12 protein-coding genes are annotated in these 14,502 nt (G+C 72.9%); 7 read left to right on the forward strand and 5 right to left on the reverse strand.

Going from position 1 to position 14,502, the window contains the following annotated elements; all coding sequences use genetic code 11:
* Nucleotides 1-472: 472 nt before the first annotated feature.
* On the reverse strand, nt 473-622 hold the full coding sequence (locus tag WME83_RS38935; RefSeq protein ID WP_437322093.1) for a pentapeptide repeat-containing protein: 150 nt from the start codon (nt 620-622) through the stop codon (nt 473-475).
* Between the two features lie 207 nt (nt 623-829).
* On the opposite strand from WME83_RS38935, the gene WME83_RS38940 reads away from it, so the two are divergent.
* Genes WME83_RS38940 through WME83_RS38950 form a run of 3 tightly spaced genes read left to right on the forward strand, consistent with a single transcriptional unit; the run spans nt 830 to nt 2,464 of the window.
* Nucleotides 830-967, forward strand: a complete 138-nt coding sequence (locus tag WME83_RS38940) for a hypothetical protein (protein ID WP_437314763.1) — start codon at nt 830-832, stop codon at nt 965-967.
* Nucleotides 964-1,401 (forward strand): serine O-acetyltransferase, encoded by a 438-nt coding sequence (locus tag WME83_RS38945; RefSeq protein WP_437314764.1) that lies wholly within the window; start codon nt 964-966, stop codon nt 1,399-1,401. The genes WME83_RS38940 and WME83_RS38945 overlap by 4 nt, the downstream gene beginning before the upstream one ends.
* Complete coding sequence (locus WME83_RS38950; protein WP_437314765.1) at nt 1,394-2,464, forward strand: glycosyltransferase family 4 protein; 1,071 nt, start codon at nt 1,394-1,396, stop codon at nt 2,462-2,464. Before WME83_RS38945 ends, WME83_RS38950 begins: the two co-directional genes overlap by 8 nt.
* A 170-nt stretch (nt 2,465-2,634) precedes the next feature.
* Here the strand turns inward: WME83_RS38950 and prs are convergent, their stop codons facing one another.
* Genes prs through WME83_RS38965 form a run of 3 tightly spaced genes read right to left on the reverse strand, consistent with a single transcriptional unit; the run spans nt 2,635 to nt 6,634 of the window.
* The gene (prs, locus tag WME83_RS38955) at nt 2,635-3,558 is read right to left on the reverse strand and encodes a ribose-phosphate diphosphokinase (protein WP_437314766.1); all 924 of its coding nucleotides are present in this window, start codon (nt 3,556-3,558) and stop codon (nt 2,635-2,637) included.
* On the reverse strand, nt 3,555-5,627 hold the full coding sequence (locus WME83_RS38960) for a class I SAM-dependent methyltransferase (RefSeq protein WP_437314767.1): 2,073 nt from the start codon (nt 5,625-5,627) through the stop codon (nt 3,555-3,557). The genes prs and WME83_RS38960 overlap by 4 nt, the downstream gene beginning before the upstream one ends.
* Entirely contained in the window at nt 5,627-6,634 is a 1,008-nt protein-coding gene (locus WME83_RS38965) for a LolA family protein (protein WP_437314768.1), read from the reverse strand. The genes WME83_RS38960 and WME83_RS38965 overlap by 1 nt, the downstream gene beginning before the upstream one ends.
* Nucleotides 6,635-6,985: 351 nt before the next feature.
* Between WME83_RS38965 and WME83_RS38970 the strand changes: the two genes are divergently transcribed.
* The 4 genes from WME83_RS38970 to WME83_RS38985 all read left to right on the forward strand — a co-directional run bounded on the left by WME83_RS38970 (nt 6,986) and on the right by WME83_RS38985 (nt 11,883).
* Entirely contained in the window at nt 6,986-8,260 is a 1,275-nt protein-coding gene (locus WME83_RS38970) for a SpoIIE family protein phosphatase (protein ID WP_437314769.1), read from the forward strand.
* Between the two features lie 114 nt (nt 8,261-8,374).
* Complete coding sequence (gene purL / locus WME83_RS38975) at nt 8,375-10,729, forward strand: phosphoribosylformylglycinamidine synthase subunit PurL (protein WP_437314770.1); 2,355 nt, start codon at nt 8,375-8,377, stop codon at nt 10,727-10,729.
* Nucleotides 10,730-10,837: 108 nt separating this feature from the next.
* Nucleotides 10,838-11,248, forward strand: a complete 411-nt coding sequence (locus WME83_RS38980; protein ID WP_437314771.1) for a response regulator — start codon at nt 10,838-10,840, stop codon at nt 11,246-11,248.
* Nucleotides 11,249-11,364: 116 nt separating this feature from the next.
* On the forward strand, nt 11,365-11,883 hold the full coding sequence (locus tag WME83_RS38985; RefSeq protein ID WP_437314772.1) for a nuclear transport factor 2 family protein: 519 nt from the start codon (nt 11,365-11,367) through the stop codon (nt 11,881-11,883).
* Between the two features lie 73 nt (nt 11,884-11,956).
* Here WME83_RS38985 and WME83_RS38990 read toward each other — a convergent pair whose 3' ends face one another.
* A complete protein-coding gene (locus WME83_RS38990; RefSeq protein WP_437314773.1) occupies nt 11,957-14,221 on the reverse strand; it encodes an ATP-binding protein in 2,265 nt (754 codons plus the stop codon).
* Between the last annotated feature and the right edge of the window lie 281 nt (nt 14,222-14,502).

The following is a 14,502-nucleotide window of genomic DNA, read 5'->3' on the forward strand; positions in this document are numbered from 1 at the left end:
CGAGGCAGACGCAAGGATGCTGTGCCTCGGTGGCTCGTCTTCTGTCATCCCAGGCTCAGAGATGAGCCGGGCGCCGACCTCCTCGCCGGGACGCATGGCCAGCATGCCATCAGACGGCAGCGATTTATTGCAATGGGAGTGCCAGCGCTCCGCGCTCACGGCGCCCAGCGAGATGCGCGAAATACCGCGCCGAGACGGCGTGGCATCACCGTTCTCGCGAGGCGACGTCACGGTGCGGCGTCTCGGTGTCACGTGACATGTCACGTGACACCGAGACGGTCGCCCGGACGAAGAGCAGCGTCACGACGGACGCCGTGAGCGACACGAACTCTGGCTTCATCATGAGGCGATGGTACGGAGATGCGCATCGATACAGCCTGCGCAGCGCTCCGACAGGCGCGCGTCGCCATGCGCGGCGATTCCAGCGCTCGCGGCAGCTGGCCGCGCCTCCTCGATCGCGCCACGCCGCGTTTCATGCCGCGCCCGACGTCAGCTCGGCTCCGGAGAGCTCGGCGCTGATGAGCTTCGCGCCGGCGAGGTCGGCGCCGGAGAGCCAGGCTGCCGCGCTCTGAGGACGACGCGCGCCGGCGCGCCGCGCGCTACGCTCTGCATCGCCCGCCAGGGGAAGCCGGGCCGTTTCGGACGAGCCCTCGCGGGCCGCAGCGTGGAGGCGGCCCCTCGATGCGCGGCTAAGTTATTGATCTACCGTCGCTTTTCCCGGAGGGCCGGATAGCATGGAAGGACGTCCTGTCAACCACGGACAGGCCCCGCAATTGGGGCTTGACGTTCCGAGACGTTTGGATTTCCTTCTCCCTCCGACGTGACGACGATGGCGGAGACCTATCAGCGCCTGTACGAGGACGAGAACGAGGACGAGGCCTCGCTCGCCCGGGGCGCCGCCGCGGCGCGAGCCATGCTGGATCCGGGGCCTGACCGGCCCGGGCGAGAGCCGTCGAGAACTCCATGAATGCCATTCATCTGTACAACGTCGCGCACTGGTTCCACGCCAAGCAAATCCCCGTGGTCCCCAAGCTGCTCTACTGGACGACCTTCCTCGTGTACAATAGCTCGATCCCGCCCAGCGCCGAGATCGGCGCCGGCACCCGGTTCGGGTACGGAGGGATGGGGGTGGTGATCCACGCGCAGGCGCGGATCGGCAGGAACGTGGTCATCGCCCAGCAGGTGACGATCGGCGGGCGCCAGGGCCACACCGGGGTGCCGGTGATCGAGGACGACGTCTACCTGGGCGCCGGCGCGAAGATCCTCGGCCCGATCCGCATCGGGCGCGGCGCGGTGGTGGGGGCGAACGCGGTGGTGGTCAAGGACGTCCCGGCGGGCGCGACGGTGGGCGGCGTGCCCGCCCGGATCCTGAAGCAACCGAGCGAGGGCGCCGATGTCTGAGCGCGCGGGCGTGCTGGTGATCGGCCCGCGGGCCCCGGCGGTGGGGGGGATCGCGACCTACGTGGAGACCATGCTGGAGCGGATCCCCACGCGCCATTGCGACACCGCCCCCGAGCCCGGGCTGCGGGGCAAGCTGGCGCGCTTCGCCCGCGGGTGCGCGGCGATCGTCGCCAACAGCCCCGGGTGCCGCGTCCTGCACATCCACTCGTCGTACGGGTGGTCCTTCTACGAGAAGGCGGTCTTCTCGCAGCTCGGCCAGTGGCTCGGCTACCGGACGATCCTGCACATCCACGGCAGCAAGTTCGAGGACTTCGTCGCAGAGAGCCGGCTCAAGGGGTGGATCGCCCGGAGCCTGCGCGACGCGGACGCGGTGATCGCGCTGAGCGCGTACTGGGCCGATTACCTCGGCCGCATCGCGCCCGGCTCCCGCATCGTCACCCTGGAGAACGCGGTCGCCGTGCCGGCCGCGCCGCTCCCGCTCCCCGCCGCCCCGAGCGTGCTGCTCCTCGGCTCGATCGACGACCGCAAGGGCGTCCCGGAGGCGATCCGGGCGTTCGCGCAGGTCGTGCGGCAGCACCCCGACGCGGTGCTCAACCTCGCCGGGCCGGCGGAGCCCGACGCCCTCGCCCGCTATCAGCGCCTTGTCGCGGAGCTCGGCCTGGGCGACAGCGTGCGGTTCCTGGGCAGCGTGCGCGGCGAGGCGAAGTCCCGGGCGCTCGAGGGGAGCAGCGTGTTCATCCTCCCGTCCCACGCCGAGGGGCTGCCGATCGCGCTCCTGGAAGCGATGGCGGCGGCCCGGCCGGTGGTGGCGACCCGGGTCGGCGCGGTCCCCGAGGTGATCGCCGACGGCGAGAGCGGCTTCCTGATCGCGGCGGGCGACGTGGACGCGCTCGCCGAGCGGATCAGCCGGCTGCTCGGCTCGGTCGAGCTCCGCGAGCGGATGGGCCGCGGCGCCTGGGAGCGGGCGCGGTCGCGGTACGACATCTCGGCCGTCGTCGAGCGGCTCACCGGTCTTTACGGGGAGCTGGGCGGCCGGCCCGCGCCGGCGTCGGGCCCCCGGTGAGGGTGCTCTAGAGCGGTTTTCGCCCGTCTCTGTCACACGCGTTGCAGAGCGGCGTTCACCCGCACAGGAGACGGGTCCAGCTCGGCGTTTTCGGCGCGGAAGCGCACTCCGGTGCGCTGAGCACCGAAAACGTCGAGATGGGCCCGTATCCGAAGCGGGTGAACGCCGCTCTAGGTCTCCCGCTCGAGCGCGCGCACGAGGAGCGGCGCCACCGAATGCAGGGCGCCGGGCGTGTCGGCGAGCTGCTGGCTGCCCGGGTGCGAGTCGGTGCCGAGCAGCGTCGTGAACACGCCCGCCTTCCTGATCTTCTCGAGCGAGTCGCCCGGCAGGACCAGGTGGCTCGCGACGGCGTGGACCTTCGAGGCCCCGGCGGCGAGGTAGGCGCGCCCCGCCTGGACGAGCGACGATCCGGTGCGGACCATGTCGTCGTAGATGACGACCTCGCGGCCCGAGACGTCGGCGTTGATGCCGGTCACGCCGACCCCGTCGCCCCGCCGCTCCTTGTAGACGAACGCCGGCTCGACGCCGAGGCCGCGGGCGAGGCTCTGCACCCACTTGGCCCGACCGGCGTCCGTCGCCGCGAGCACGTACGGGCGATCGCCCATCAGCTCGCGGACCGCCTGCGTGATCAGCGGGGCGCCGTAGAGGTGGCGCGTCACGTGCGAGTCGCTGAAGTAGAACTCGATGCCGTCGGTGTGCAGATCGAAGAGGAAGATGCGCGTGCCCGCGTCGCACGTCGGGATCGCCGAGATGAGCCGCGCCCGCGTCTTCGCGGTCACCACCTCGCCCGGCTTCACGGCCCGCTCCATGGTCGCGTAGCCGAAATACGGCATCACGATGGAGAGCGACCGGGCGCCGGCGCGCGAGATGGCGCAGCCGAGGTCGTAGATCTCGAGCCAGTCGAGGTCCTGCGGCGCGCCGCCGAGCAGGACCACGTCGCGCCCCCAGCAGTCGACCGCGACCCGCAGGTAGCGCTCGCCGTCCGGGAAGCTCTTGCGCTCGACCAGGCCGCGCTCGAAGTCGCCCGCCGCGAGGAAGGCGGGCTCCAGGTAGGCGTACGAGCGGATCGTGATGAGGAGACGGCGCTGGCTCATCGCGCCCCCCGGCGAGGCGCCCGGCCAGGCGCGGCGGCCCCTCGGCGAGCGCCGCGGGCCGGCGCGCCCTTGGCGGATGCGCCGGCCTTCGCCGCAGGCGCGCCCTTGGCGGATGCGCCGGCCTTCGCCGCCGGCGCGCCCTTGGCGGACGCGCCGGCCTTCGCCGCCGGCGCGCCCACGGTGGCGAGCACGCTCTTCAGATGGGGCTCCATGCCCGGCTCGCTCGGAAAGTCGACGGGATCGGGGAGGTCTTTCATCTGCACGACGTCGCATCCTGCTTCACGCGCGGCCTCGTGCAAATGGCGCCGGAACTTGGCGCGCGCGATGCCGCGGTGGTTGGTGCAGGCGAGGAGCCGGCCGCCCGGAGCCAGCAGGCGGAAGGCGAGCGCGGCGAGCGCCCCGAAATCGCTCGCCGCGCTGAAGCGGCTCTTCTTCGTGGTCGCGAAGCTCGGCGGATCGAGCACGATGAGGTCGAAGCGCCGTTCGGCCTGAGCGGCAGCCTTCAGCCACGGGAACACGTCGGCCTCGACCACGACGTGCGCCGCCGCGTCCGCGCCGATCGCGTCGAGGTTCTCGCGCGCCCAGGCGACCGCGCCGCGGGACACGTCGACGGTGACGCTCTCGCGCGCGCCGCCCGCCACGGCCGCGACCGTGAACGCGCCCGTGTAGGCGAACAGGTTCAGCACCCGGGCATCCCGGGCGAGTTCGCGCACGCGCCGCCGGTTCTCGCGCTGGTCGAGGAAGATGCCGGTCGAGAGCCCGTCGCCGAGCCGCACCTTGAACGGCAGGCCGTGCTCGAAGATCGTGAGCTCCTCGGGGGCGCTCTCCCCCCGGACGGCGTGCCGCGGCGCGAACTCCTCGCGCCGCGCGTCCACGATCACGCTCGCGTGCTTCGGGCGCACCTTGAGGTAGACGCCCCTCGCCCCGAGCCGGTGGGCCGCGTCGAGCACGACGTCGCGCGGCGGCGCGCCCGGCTCGCCCTCGCCCGCGCCGAACAGCGCGACGACGAGGTGCTCGCCGTAGAGGTCGACCGAGAGGGAGGGGAGCCCGTCGCCCGCGCCGTGGACGAGCCGGAACGCCGTGGTGTCGCCGGATCGCGCGACGGCGTAGCGCCGCTCGGCGGCCTCGCGCATGGCGCGCTCGACGGCCGCGACGCCCCCCGCGTACGGGTCCGCCGGCGCGTCCGCGAGCCACGCCTCGAAGGCCGCCGGCAGCTGCGATCGGAAGGCCGCGGCCGCGCCGGTGGCCGGGTGGTCGAGGCGGAGCTCGGCGGCGTGCAGGAGCAGGCGCGGGGCCTCGGCGCCGCCGTAGAGCGGATCGCCGACGATGGGCAGGCCGATCGCGGCGAGCTGCACCCGGAGCTGGTGGGTGCGGCCGGTCTCGGGCCGGAGCTCGAGGAGGGCGCGGTCGCCGCGGCGCTCGAGGAGCCGGTAGCGGGTGATCGCCAGCGCGCCGCCGGCGGCTCGCTCCTGGCCGCCCGCGCCCCGATCCTCTCGCCTCGCGCCCCGATCCTCTCGCCTCGCGCCCCGATCCTCTCGCCTCGCGCCCCGATCCTCTCGCCTCGCGCCCCGATCCTCTCGCCTCGCGCCCCGATCCTCTCGCCTCGCGCCCCGATCCTCTCGCCCCGCGCCCCGATCCTCTCGCCCCGGGCCGGCCTCGGCGATCGCGCGCATCGCGCCGCCCGGCGCCGGGACGAGGCGGTGCCGCAGCGTGCCGCGCGGCGCGCGATCGCCGAAGCCGGACACGGCGGCGACGTACGTCTTTTGCACGGTGCGCCCCTCGAACTGCCGCGCGACCGCGGCGTTCGCCTCGCGCCGCCGCGTGAACAGCAGGACCCCCGAGGTGTCGCGATCGAGCCGCTGGTGGATCCCGAGGTACGCCTCCGCGTCGCCACGGCCGCGGAGGAAGGCGCGGAGGCGCGTCACCACGTCGTCGATCCGGTCCGCCTCCGGCGCGTGCGTCGACAGGCCAGCCGGCTTGTCGACAACGATGAGATCCGCGTCCTCGGCGAGGATCCACTCCGGATGGAAGTCGGGAAACAGCTCCGGCAGCGAGAGGCGCGGAATCATCAATTCTGCTTGACGTCGGTGCCGGGCGGCGGGGTGAACTGGAACTCCGCGGGATCGATCGACGCGGGCTGCGACGCGTTCTCGAAGTCGAACCGGTTCCGGTTGCCCTGCGCGTCGACGATGAGGACGCGGCGCACGACGCCCGGGTCCTTCTTCGCGAGGAGCGCCTTGTCGATATAGAACATCACGATCTCGTAGTGGGGAGTCGGCGCCCGCGGCTTGCCGACGAGCACGGGGCCGCCCTGGAAGTTCGCCTTCTCGTTGAAGGTGAACGTGAACGACGGGCGGAGCCCGTGGCCCATCAGGAACGAGAGCGCGCCCGGATACTCCGAGTTCTTCACCGGCGTGACGAACATCTGCCGGTCCTCGGCCACGTAGACCTTGAGCGAGACGCCGTCGGAGACGATGCGGTTCCGGCTCGGCGGATCGTAGCGAAACGAGATCCTGTCCGGCTTCTGGACCGACAGCGCGCCGCTCTGCTTCTTGACGGCGCCGGAGATCTTCTGGGTGTGCTCCTGCTTGAAGCGGGCGACATAGGTCTTCTTGCCGACGAAGATCGCGTCGACCTCCGCCGCCACGGCGTCCGCGGACCCGGGCTCGGGCGGCGGGACGAACGGCGCCTCCGCGACCGGCGGGGACGCGCCGGTCGCCGCCGGCGCCTCGGCGCGCCCGCCGCCCGCGTCGCGCGCCGCCGCCGCCGCGCCCGCGTCGCGCGCCGCCGCCGCGCCGCCCGCGTCGCCCGCGTCGCCCGACGGCTTGCGGCCCGCGTCTTCCGCCGGCGCGCCCGCGTCGGCCGGCGCCGCCGCGTCGGCCGCGACCGCGCTCGCCTCGGCGGGCGCCGCGGGGGCGCTCGCCGGCGGCGCGGCGGCGGAGGGCGGCGGGTCCGGCAGCGCGGCGGCGGAGGGCGCGGCGTCGGGCGCCGCGCCGACCGGAGCGGACGGCGCGTCGCAGGCCGCCGCGGCCAGGGCGGCGGGCAGGGCGAGGGCGGCGAGGCGGAGGCGGATCATCGAAGAGCTCGCTTTCAGGGGAGTGTGCGTCGCGTGTTCTAGGACAGGTAGGGCCGAGGTGGTAGCGCCGATGACGCGGCGGCCCGCGGGCCGCCGCACCGCATCGACGATCTCGCGCCGTCGTCGCCGCGGCGGCGGGGCCGTCGCCGCGCGAAAAAAAAGCGGCGCCCCGGGCGAAGCGCGGCGGCCCGACGACGGAACCGCGAGGGAAATCACGATGGAAACGACGCGGGAACCACGGCGGGAGCCACGACGGAAGCGACACGCGCTGGTCGACGGGCTCGCCGCGAGCATGCCGGGCGAGACCATGTCTTGACCCCTATTTCCACGTAGCCCAAACTCTCGGGCCGCATGCGCGTGGGCACTCCCTCCCTGATCGATGCGTCGTCGCTCATCCTGATCCTGGACGTCTCGCGCAAGCTCGCGGCGCCGTGCGATCTCACCGAGCTGCTCGAGCTCATCATCAAGACGGGGCGGGAGGTGATAGGCGCCGACCGCGGGAGCGTCTTCCTCTACGACGCGGAGGCCAAAGAGCTTTACTCGCGTGTCGCCACGGGCGAGACGCAAATCCGCGTCAGCATCGACAAGGGCATCGCCGGCGAGTGCGCGCGCAAGCGCCAGACCATCGTCGTCGACGATTGTTATACCGACCCGCGGTTCAATCCGGAGATCGACCGCCGGACGGGATATCACACGAAATCCCTGATCACGGTGCCGCTCATCGGGCTCGACGACAAGCTCGTCGGCGTGCTGCAGATGCTGAATTCGGCGGTGGGCCACTTCGGCCCGGACGAGCGCGACGTCGCGGAGCTGCTCGCGGCGCAGGCGGCCGTCGCCGTGCAGCGCACGCTCCTGCTCGAGGAGCGGATGATCAAGATCAAGCTCGAGCACGACCTCACGATCGCGCGCGACATCCAGCAGAACATCCTGCTGCGCCGGCTCCCGCGCTGCCCTGGATACTCGCTGTCGGCGTTCAGCAAGCCGGCGGACGACACCGGCGGCGACATCTACGACGTCATCCGGCTCGACGAGCGCGCGGACATGTCGCCGCTGCTCCTCCTGCTCGCGGACGCGGCCGGCCACGGCATCGGCCCCGCGCTCAGCGTGACGCAGTTCCGCGCGATGCTGCGCATCGGCCTGCGCCTCTCGGCCGACATGGACGCGCTCATGCACCACATCAACCAGCAGCTCATCGAGGATCTGCCGAACGACCGCTTCATCACCGCCTTCCTCGGGATCCTCGACCCGGTCACGCACCAGCTCCGCTACCACGCGGCCGGGCAGGGCCCGCTCCTGCATTACCGGGCGGCCGAGGGCCAGGTCGTCTGGCGCGATCCCACGACGGTCCCCCTCGGCATGTTCAAGGATCTCGACCTCCCCCCGACGCCCCCCCTGGTGATGGCGCCGGGCGATCTCCTGGTCCTGCTCACGGACGGTTTTTACGAGTACCAGGACGCCGCCGGGCAGGTGTTCGGCAAGGAGCGCGTCGGCGATCTCATCCACCGCCTGAACGCGCGCCCCACCTCGGACATCCTCGGCGCCCTCCTCGCCGAGGTGCGCCGCTTCGCCGGCTCCGCGAAGCAGATCGACGACCTCACGGCCCTCGTCGTCAAACGGGACTCCTAGGCAGCAGGCCTCCGGGAGCCGCTTGAGCTCCTCCGCAAGCCGCCCGAGCCCCGCCCGTGCTGATCGGCCCGCTCCCCTTCCCCTCCTCGCGTCCTTGCGCTAGCTAGGCCCGCGATGAGCGCCGTCGTTGCCGCCCCGCCCCCCGCCGCCCCCACCCCCTTCCCCGGCGATCCGCCGGTCGACCTCGCCCTCGCGCAGGCGCACAAGCTCTCGGCCAGCGAGTGGGAGCGCGCCCGCGAGCGCCTCGGGCGGCAGCCGACGTTCACCGAGCTCGGCGTCCTCAGCGTCATGTGGAGCGAGCACTGCTCGTACAAGAGCTCGCGCGTGCACCTCTCGCGCCTCCCCACCGCCGGCCCCCGCGTCATCCAGGGCCCCGGCGAGAACGCCGGCGTCGTCGATATCGGCGACGGCTTCGCGGCCGTCTTCAAGATGGAGTCGCACAACCACCCGTCGTACATCGAGCCCTACCAGGGCGCCGCCACCGGCGTCGGCGGCATCCTCCGCGACGTCTTCACGATGGGCGCGCGCCCCGTCGCCAACCTCGACTCGCTCCGCTTCGGCCGGCCCGACCACCCGCGCACCCCGCAGCTGCTCCGCGGCGTCGTCGCCGGCGTCGGCGGCTACGGCAACTGCATCGGCGTCCCCACCGTCGGCGGCGAGCTCTTCTTCGACCGCGCCTACGACGGCAACATCCTCGTCAACGCCTTCACCTGCGGCGTCGTCCGCACCGACCGCATCTTCTACGGCCGCGCGAGCGGCATCGGCAACAACGTGCTCTACGTCGGCGCCAAGACCGGGCGCGACGGCATCCACGGCGCCACCATGGCCTCGGACGAGTTCTCCGAGGGCGGCCCGAGCCAGCGGCCCACGGTCCAGGTCGGCGACCCCTTCATGGAGAAGCTCCTGCTCGAGGCGTGCCTCGAGATCTTCGCCGAGGACCTGCTCGTCGGCGTCCAGGACATGGGCGCCGCGGGGCTCACCTCGTCGTCGGTCGAGATGGCGGGCCGGAGCGGCAGCGGCCTCGATCTCGACCTCGACCTCGTCCCGCGGCGCGCCGCCCGGCTCACCCCGTACGAGATGCTCCTCAGCGAGTCGCAGGAGCGCATGCTCCTCGTCGCGAAGCCCGGGTGCGAGGCGCGCGTCATCGAGATCTGCACGAAATGGGAGCTCGACGCGGCGATCATCGGCAAGGTCACCGACACGGGCCGCTGGATCGTGCGCGCCACGCCCGGCTACGACCCGCTCGGCGGCGCGGCCGCCAGCGCCCCGCGCAACCCGGTCGTCGTCTGCGACCTCCCGGTCGATTTCCTGACCGACGCGGCGCCGAAGTACGACCGCCCCCAGCGCGACGACGCCACGCTGCCGGCGCGCCGGGCCTTCGACCCGCGCACCCTCCCCGCGCCCGCCTCGTGGTCCGAGCTCTTCCTCGCGATGGCGGGCTCGCCGAACCTCGGCTCCCGCGCGTGGGTGTGGCGGCAATACGACCAGATCGTGCGGGGCGGCACCGAGGTCCGGGCCGGCAGCGACGCCGCGGTGGTGCGCGTCCCCTGCGAGAAGGACGGGGAGCGGTTCGAGAAGGTCCTCGCGTTCTCGAGCGACTGCAACGGGCGGCTCTGCGAGCTCGACCCGTTCCAGGGCGCGGCGATGGCCGTGGCCGAGGCGTGCCGCAACGTGGTGTGCGCGGGCGCGGAGCCGATCGGCCTGACCGACTGCCTCAACTTCGGCAACCCGGAGCGGCCGGAGATCATGCGGCAGTTCGCGCTCGCGATCGACGGCATGGCGGCGGCGTGCCGCGCGCTCTCGGTGCCGGTCGTGAGCGGCAACGTGTCGCTCTACAACGAGACCGACGGCCGCGCGATCCTGCCCACCCCGACGGTCGCGGTGGTGGGGCTCGTCGCGGACGCGGGCGACGTGCTGCGGGCGTCGTTCCCGGCCGCCGGCCTCACGGTGCTCCTGCTCGGCGACCCGCGCGGCGGCCCGCTCGGCGGCTCCGAGTACGTCGCGCGCCACACCGGCGAGGTGAAGGGGCCGAGCCCCGCCATCGATCTCGATCGCGAGGCGCGGCTCCAGGGGCTCTGCCTCGCCCTCGCGCGCTCGCGGCCGCGGCTCCTCCAGAGCGCGCACGACGTCTCCGACGGCGGGCTCGCGATCGCGCTCGGCGAGTGCTGCGCCGCCGCCGACGACCCGGCGGCCCTGGTGGGCGCCGGCGTGCGGCTGCCGGAGGGCGAGGAGCTCGCCGAGGCGCTGTTCGGCGAGGCGCCGAGCCGCGTCGTCGTCAGCGTCCGGCCCGAGGACGCCCCCGAGGTCGCCCGGAGGGCCAGGGAGGCCGGCGTGCCCTGCACCGAGCTCGGCACCACCGGCGGGGATCGGCTCACGATCGCGGCGGGCGGCGGCGCGGTGATCGACGTCGAGCTCAGCGCATTGCGCGACGCGCGCGACCGGTGCCTCGAGCCGATCGTCGGGAGATAGCGAAGAGGCCTATCGGGGGCTGCCCCCGCGGCATTCGGGGTGGTTCCCCACGCGCTGCGTGCAACGTCCAACTTGCGTCTCACGGGTGGACAAAGGACAGTGGTGTCCATGGCGCTCCGGAAGGCTGTAATTCTCCTCGTCGAGGACAGCGAGATCGATCGCACGATCTACGGGCGCTACCTGCGGGACTGGGCGGACATCGACGTCACGCTGATCGAGGCCCCGACGGCGAAGGCCGCCCTCGAGGCGTGCCGGACGAGCCCGCCCGATTGCATCATCCTCGATTATCGCCTCCCCGACATGGATGGCCTGGAGCTGCTCGAGAAGCTCAAGCACGTCACCGAGGCCCCGGTCATCTTCATCACGGGCCAGCCGGCGCCGATGATGCTGACGCGGGCCCAGTCGCTCGGCATCGCGGGGTATCTCTGGAAAGAGGTGCTCGGCTCTGCGCGGCTCCGCGAGGCCGTCCTGACCGCCCTCCGGGTGGGCGTCCTCGCCGTGTTCGCCGCGACCGCCTGAGCGGGCGCGGTCGCCGCGCGCGCGCGGATCCCCGCGGCGCCGGCGACGGCGCGCGCCGCCGCGCTCCCTCCGGGGTCGGGTGGGCTCGCGCGGCGCCCGTCGCCTATACTCCCCGCATGAAACGCTGGCTCCCGCTCGGGCTCATCGCCCTCGGCGCCGTCCTCGCCGCGGTGGCGCTGCTGCTCTCTCCCTCCGACGAGGACCGGATTCGCGACCGGCTCGCCCAGCTCGCGGACGCGGTGCGCATCGACGACGGCGAGCGCAACCCGCTGGTGCGCCACGGCCGCGTCCGCAAGGAGTTCGCCGAGATCTTCACGAAGGAGGCGAGCGCCCGCGTCGTCGAGATCAGCGACCGGCTCAGGGGCCGCGACGAGCTCGCCGCGGCCGCGACCCAGGCCGCGGTCGTCTACCAGACCGCGGACGTGAGCTTCGGCGACACGGAGATCCAGGTCGATCCGGCCGGCATGACCGCCGAGGTGACCGCCACCGCGACCGTCACGGGCGCCCGGCACGGCCACCCGGCACGGCGCGACGAGCTGCCCGTCGCGCTCCGGCTGGAGAAGGTCGACGGCGACTGGAAGATCGTCTCTGCCACCGTCCACCCCCGGCGCGCGCCCGACGACGACGGCCTCTGATCGCGGCGCTCCGGCCCCGGCCGGGCGACGGCGGCCTCCGGCGTGGCGCGCGGGCCGGCGGCCGCGCCCGGGATCACCGGCTGGCGGGGGGCGCCTCGGCGAGCGTGAAGTAGAACGTCGTGCCCCCGGTCGGGGGCGAATCCGCCCAGATCTTCCCCTTGTGCCGCTCGACGATGCGCTGGGTGATGGCGAGCCCCGAGCCGGTCCCCTCGCCGTACTGCGCCGCGGTCGAGAGCCGCTCGAACATCGTGAACAGGCGGTGCCGCTCGTCCGCGGGGATGCCCACGCCGTTGTCCCTGACGTAGAAGACGGTGGGCTCCGAGCGCTCGTCGAAGCCCACCTCCACCCAGGGGTTCGGGCTCGCGTTGTACTTGAGGCCGTTCGAGATGAGGTTGGCCAGCACCTCGGCGATCCGGATCCGGTCGCAGACCACCCGGGGGAGCCGGCGCGGCGCGCGGATCTCGGCGCCGCGCTGCAGGAGCGAGCCGGACAGCCGCCGCTCGACGTCGGCCAGCACCTCGCTCAGGTCGACCTCCCCGAAGGAGAAATCCACGTTGCCGACGCGGGAGTACTCGTAAAGCGAGTTGATGAGCTCCATCGTGCTCCCGGCCAGATCGCCGATGCGCCGCAGGTAGCCCTGCGACTCGGCCGAGAGGGCCGCCCCGTCGTCCTCCATCACGAAGGTCGAGAACGACTTGATCCCGCGGATCGGCTCCTTGAGATCGTGCGCCACGATGTACCCGAACAGCTCGAGCTCGGCGTTGCTCCGCTCGGCCGCGGCGCGCGCGGTCCTCTCCCGCACGACCTGCCGCGTGAGGTCGAGCTCGATGAGCGCGCGCCGGAGCAGCTCGGCCGCCTCGATCTCGGCGGGCTTCCAGGCGACGGCGGTCTGCTCCACGACCTGCTTCCACAGCGCGAAGGAGCGCCGGGGGCCGAGCACCGCGCCCTCGGCCGTGCTCTCCACCGGCTTCTCGGGGTTGCCGCCCCAGCTCACCGTCTGGATCACCTCGGGCCGGAGCCAGACGACGTACCAGGGCTCCGGCTCGGGGATGGAGATGCAGAGGACGCCGCTCGCCACGTCCTTGATGCGGGCGAGCTCGGGGTCGACCCGCGACAGGGACTCGGCGTGGAACACCGGCCGATCGGCGACCGTGCGCCGGAGCCACGCGTACAGGCGCCGGAGCTCGTCCGGCGCGGGCGCGGCGCCCAGCGCGGTCGCCTCCTCGCCGTGGAGCAGGGCGAGGCCCGGCGCGTCCGCGAGCCGCATGAGCGCTCCGGCGCTCTCCGCGAGCCCGACCATGAGATCTTCCCGCCGCGAGACCGCCGTGACGATCTCGTCCGACAGGGCCTTGAGCGCCTGCTTGTGCCCCCGGTCCTCGAGCTTCTCCTTGGCCGCGAGCTGGATCGACAGGAACCTCCCGCAGAGCTCGCAGCCCTGCCGGATCTCGAACGACAGCGGCCTCGCCGTGCGGTGGTGACAGGCGATGAGCCCCCAGAGGACCCCCTCGCGGATGAGCGAGACGCTCATCGAGGCGCCGACCCCCATGTTCTTGAGGTACTGGATGTGCATCGGCGAGACGCTCCTCAGCTGGGAGAAGCTGAGATCGATGGGCGCCTCCGGCGAAGGCACGATGTCCGAAGGCCGGTAGTCGACGTCCGGGATGATGCGGAGCCAGTTGCGGAGATAGAGCTCCCGCGCCTGCGGCGGGATGTCGGAGGCCGGATAGCGCAGCCCGAGGTAAGGCTCGATGTCCGCCGCCCTGGCCTCGGCGATGACCTCGCCGTTCCAGTCGCGATCGAACCTGTAGATCATCACCCGGTCGTAGCCGGTCAGCCGCTTGATCTCCTCGGCCGTCGCCTCGCACGCGTCGAAGAGCCCCTCGGCCGACTGGATCCGCTCGATCGCCGCGTGGATCGCGCGGTACACGCTCGAGAACGACACGTCGCCTGGCGGCTCGAGCGGCTCGAGCGGCTCTAGCTCCACGATCAGCCGCTCGCCCGCCCGGTGCGCGATGGCGTCGAGCCACGCCGCCCCGACTTTCCTGGCGGTCACCTTCAGCGGGTTCAGCGCGCCGGGCTCCGGAGACCGGAGGATGGACTCGAGATCTGCGCCCGCCAGGGGCGCGATGAAGTCGAGGAGCGGGCGCCCGAGGACGCCCTCGGGCCCGCTCCCGAGCACGGCGCCGACATTGAGGCTCACATGGCGGACGACGAGATCGCCGGGCGAGAGGGCGAGCAGCGCTCCGTGCGGCTGAATCCGCCCAGGGATGTGGATGGGCTCCACCGCGCAATTCGTGAGATCGACGCCCTGCCCCCGCCCATCATGCCCCTGCATCATGTCCCGCCCTCCAATTCGCCACTTCCCACGCCCCCTCGACGGGACCCCGCGAGGGCGAGGAGGGCGCGCGGATCGTCCGGAGGGCTCGTGGTTAGTGGATTTCCGCGGCTGGGTCGAGCGGTTCGGCCGCCGTACGGGCGCTCCCGTAAGGCCGCGCCCGGCGCGCGTAGGGCGGCGCCCGTGTGTGCATCAAAAAAAGAAAGGCCGGTCGGGAGAGCCCGCCGGCCTGAGGTCCGCAGCCGCGGACCCACCGGAGCCGCTCAGGAGCGCCGGTGGAGGGG

Source organism: Sorangium sp. So ce385 (genome assembly GCF_051474135.1).
GTDB classification, from domain to species: domain Bacteria; phylum Myxococcota_A; class Polyangia; order Polyangiales; family Polyangiaceae; genus Sorangium; species Sorangium cellulosum_D.